This is a genomic window from Roseisolibacter sp. H3M3-2 (assembly GCF_029211165.1).
GTDB lineage: Bacteria > Gemmatimonadota > Gemmatimonadetes > Gemmatimonadales > Gemmatimonadaceae > Roseisolibacter.
Genome location: NZ_JARGEK010000398.1, coordinates 1 through 4,078 on the forward strand (window position 1 = coordinate 1; position 4,078 = coordinate 4,078).

General features: G+C 76.9%; 3 protein-coding genes and 1 pseudogene. 3 read left to right on the top strand and 1 reads right to left on the bottom strand.

Annotation, left to right across the window (positions count from 1 at the left end; translation table 11 throughout):
• A partial coding sequence (locus PYV61_RS21835) for a HAMP domain-containing sensor histidine kinase (RefSeq protein WP_275835639.1) occupies positions 1-1,146 on the top strand: 1,146 nt, incomplete at its 5' end.
• On the opposite strand, the gene PYV61_RS21840 is transcribed toward PYV61_RS21835, so the two are convergent.
• Complete coding sequence (locus PYV61_RS21840) at positions 1,136-2,050, bottom strand: serine/threonine-protein kinase (RefSeq protein WP_275835641.1); 915 nt, start codon at positions 2,048-2,050, stop codon at positions 1,136-1,138. The two genes, PYV61_RS21835 and PYV61_RS21840, sit on opposite strands and share 11 nt — an antisense overlap.
• 140 nt (positions 2,051-2,190) lie before the next feature.
• On the opposite strand from PYV61_RS21840, the gene PYV61_RS21845 reads away from it, so the two are divergent.
• Together PYV61_RS21845 and PYV61_RS21850 are read left to right on the top strand one after the other, a co-directional pair.
• A complete protein-coding gene (locus tag PYV61_RS21845) occupies positions 2,191-3,654 on the top strand; it encodes a GWxTD domain-containing protein (RefSeq protein WP_275835643.1) in 1,464 nt (487 codons plus the stop codon).
• Positions 3,655-3,685: 31 nt separating this feature from the next.
• A pseudogene (locus PYV61_RS21850) lies at positions 3,686-4,078 on the top strand (hypothetical protein); the annotation flags it as partial.

The following is a 4,078-nucleotide window of genomic DNA, read 5'->3' on the forward strand; positions in this document are numbered from 1 at the left end:
CTGTTCGCCCACGAGGTCGCGCGCGCCCGGTCGCGCGGGGACGCGCGCGGCGCCGTCGCGGTCGCCGCGGTGGGCGCCGACGACGCCGACCTGTCGCGGCTGCGCTTCGCCGTCTGGCTGCTCGGCTTCGCCACGCTCGGCGCGGTCGCCATCGGCATCTCGCACGAGCGGCGCCTGACGCGGCGCGTCGCCGAGCGGTCGGCGGAGCTGGAGCGGCTGTCGGGGGAGCTGATCCAGGTCAACCGCACGAAGAGCGAGTTCCTCGCCAACGTGTCGCACGAGCTGCGCACGCCGCTCAACGCGATCGTCGGCTTCGTGGACCTGCTGCACGAGGGCGTGTACGGCCCGCTGTCGCCGCGGCAGCAGGCGCCGGTGCAGCGCCTCGCGTCGTCGGCCGCGCACCTGCGGCAGCTCGTCGACCAGATCCTCGACCTCGCGAAGATCTCGGCGGGGCGCCTCGACGTGAGCACCGAGGTCATCGACCTGCGCCCGTTCGTGCTCGACGTGGCGACGGAGCTCGAGCCGCTCGTGCAGGCCAAGGAGCTCGCGCTGTCGCTCGGCGTCCCGGCCACGCTGCCGCGCGTGCGCACGGACCCGGTGCACCTGCGGCAGATCCTCGTGAACCTGCTCGGGAACGCGGTGAAGTTCACGCCGGAGGGGCGCATCTCGGTGCGCGCGCAGGTCGGGCGTCGGCGCGACGAGGCCGACGACGAGGCGCGGCCGCCGGCCGAGCGGCTGGCGCGCCTGCTCCCCGCGATCCCGGGGCTGCCGGCGCTCGCCGGGATGCGGCGGCGCCCGGAGCCCGGCGAGGTGGACCCCGACTGGGTGGCGCTGCAGGTGATCGACACCGGCATCGGGATCCCCGCCGAGGAGCACGAGCGGATCTTCGACGAGTTCGAGCAGATCGGCCCGCGCACCGGCGACTCGGCGGTGCGCGGCACGGGGCTCGGGCTGGCGATCTCGCGGCGGCTGGCGCGCCTGCTCGGCGGCGACCTGACGGTGGAGAGCGCCCCCGGGCAGGGGACGACGTTCACCGTGTGGCTGCGGGCGGTCGAGCGCCGCACGCCGGCGGTGAGCACGCCGGTGGTCGAGGGGGCGGCCGCGGGGGCCCCGGCGGCGTCGCCGGGGGCCGACGTCAGCGCTTGAAGAGCCCCTTGAGCTTCCCGAACACCCCCGCCTCGCCCTTCGGCGGCTCGGGCGCCGGGGCGTCGAGCGCGCCGCGCAGCGCGGCGGCGAAGCTCTTCACGTCGGGGTAGCGGTCGGCCGGGCTCTTGGAGAGCCCCTTCATCACGACCGCCTCGACGGCGGGGGAGACGAGCAGCCCCTCCTTCGCCTTGCCCAGCGGGAGGGGCGGCTGCGAGAGGAGCTGCGTGAACATCTCGCGCGGCGACTTCCCCGAGTACGGGTGGCACCCCGAGAGGAGGAAGTACGCGATCGTCGCCAGCGAGTACTGGTCGGCGGCGGCGGTGACCATCTCGCCGGAGAGCGCCTCGGGGGCGACGTACATCAGCGTGCCGACGAAGAAGCCGGCGCGCGTGAGGCGCTCGTCGGCGCTCTGGTCGGCCTCGGCGGCGATGCCGAAGTCGAGGAGCTTCACCTGCCGCGACGCCGGGTCGTACATGACGTTCTCCGGCTTCAGGTCGCGGTGCACGATGCCGGCGTCGTGCGCGGCCTGCACGGCGGCGGCGATCTGGCCGACGATGTCGGCCACCTCGGGCGCCGGGATCGGGCAGTGCTTCTTCGCGTACTTCTCGAGGATCTCGCCGCCCGCCCACTCGATGGCGAGGAAGTGGAGCCCCGGCTCGGCCTCGCCGATCTCGATCGTGCGCACCACGTTGGGGTGCAGCACGCGGCCCCCGTACTGGGCCTCGCGGACGAAGCGCTGGACGGCGGTGCGGTCCTGGCGCAGGCGGTCGCGCAGCACCTTCAGCGCGACGGTCCCGTGGGTCGGGTGGTCGGCGCGGTACACCGCGGAGGTGCCCCCCTCGCCGACCACGCTGCGGATCTCGTAGCCGGCGAGGGTGGTGCCGACCAGGCTCTCTCGGGACATGGCGCAATGCTACCGACCGGAGGGGCGGCATGGCAAGCGAAGGGGGGCGGCGGGTCGCCGCACCGTCGCACAATCCCGCGGCGCGGGGGTACATTCGACGCCGCCGATCCCCGGCGAGCCGAGCCTTCGCAGCCACCCCCATGTCCAGCGCCGCCCCGCGCGCCCTCCGCGCCCTCCCCCTCGCCGCGCTGGCGCTCGCCCCCTGCGCCCCGCGCCCGCGCGTGGGCGACCCCGCCGGCGGCCCGCGTCCCGACGCGCGCCGCGGCGCGCCGCCGGCCCCGCTCACCGAGATGACGGGGATCTACCAGCAGATGGGGCTCATCGTCCCGCGCGGCGACGTGCCGGCGGTGGGCACGGTCGCGTACTTCGCGCGTTCGGGCGACTCGACCCTGGCGGTGGTCACGCTGTCGCTCGCCAACCGCGCGCTGGCGTTCGTGCGCGAGGGGGACCGCTACCGCGCCGCCTACCAGGTGCGCATGGACCTGCGCCCCGACGCCTCGGTGGCCGGGGCGCGCGTGGTGTCGCTGGCCAGCGACGAGGTGGTGCGCGTGGCGACGTTCCGCGAGACCGCGCGCACCGACGAGAGCGTGCTGTTCACGCAGGGCGTCGTGCTCGCGCCCGGGCGCTACACGCTCGCGCTGGCGGTGCGCGACGTCGGCGCCTCGCGCAGCAGCGTGGTCGACGTCCCGCTGACCGTGCCGCGCCTCGGCGCCGGCGCGCTGTCGACGCCGGTGCTCGCCTACGAGGTGACGCCGCGCGCGCGCCTCGACACGCTGCCGCGCCTCGTCGCCAGCCCGCGCGCCGCCGCGGTGTTCGGCGTCGACTCGCTCGTCCCCGTGTACGTCGAGGCGTACGGCGCCGGCGGCGCCGACGCGCCGCCGCGCCTCACCGTGCAGGCCGCGGTGCGCGTCCCCGGCGGCGGCGCGGCGCTGTCGCGCGGCGCGGTGGCGCTCGACCGGCGCGTGGCGGCGGTGCAGGCGGCGGCGCAGGCGCCGCTCGCGCTGTACAGCGGCGTGGTGCGCGTCCCCGTCTCGCGCGCCGGCATCGGCGTCGTCGCGTTCGACGCCGTGGTCCGCGCCCCCGGCGGCCCGGCCGCCGACGCCGACTCGGTGCGCGCCCCGCTCTTCGTCTCGCTCGGCGAGGAGCTGCCGGTGGCGTCGTTCGAGCAGATGGTCGACTACCTGCGCTACTACGCCACGCCCGAGCGGCTGCGCGTGCTCAGGGACACCACGCCCGAGGCGCGCGCCGGCGCGTGGGCGGTGTTCCTGCGCGAGACCGACCCGGCGCCGACGACGGCGCAGCACGAGGGGCTGCGCGAGTACTTCACCCGCCTGCGCGCCGCCAACCTGCGCTTCCGCGAGGAGGCGACCAGCGGCTGGCTGACCGACCGCGGCACCGCGTACCTGGCCTTCGGGGAGCCCGACCAGATCCTCGACCCGAACGGGCCGGAGCAGAACGTGCGCGGGCGCACGCAGGTGTGGGAGTACCGCGACCCGCGCGTGACGCTGGTGTTCGTCGACCAGAGCGGCTTCGGGCGGTGGCGCCTCAACACGCAGAGCGCGTCGGTCGTGCAGGCGGCGCTCCGCCAGCGCCTGGTGAAGTAGCGCCCCGCGCGGAACGCCGCACGCGCCGCGCGTGGCCGTCACGCTCCGGCACGAGGTCGCGCGCAAGGCGATCCACCTCGCCTCGGCGGTGGTGCCGGCCGCCTACGCCGCCGGGGTGCGCCGCGAGTGGCTCGCGGCGGCGCTCGGCGCCGCGCTGGCCGTCGCGCTCGCGGTCGAGGCGGTGCGCCGGCGCCACGCCGCCACGCGCGCGCGCTTCGAGGGCGCGCTCGGCGGGCTGCTGCGCCCGCACGAGCGCGAGCGCTGGTCGGGGGCGACGTGGATGGCGATCGCCTACCTGCTCGCGGTCGCGCTCTTCCCCCGCCCCGCCGCCGTGGCGGCGATGCTCGGCGTCGCGCTCGGCGACGCGGCGGCGGCGGTGATCGGGCGGTGGGCCGGCGCGCGCCGCCCGATCGCCGCCGCCGGC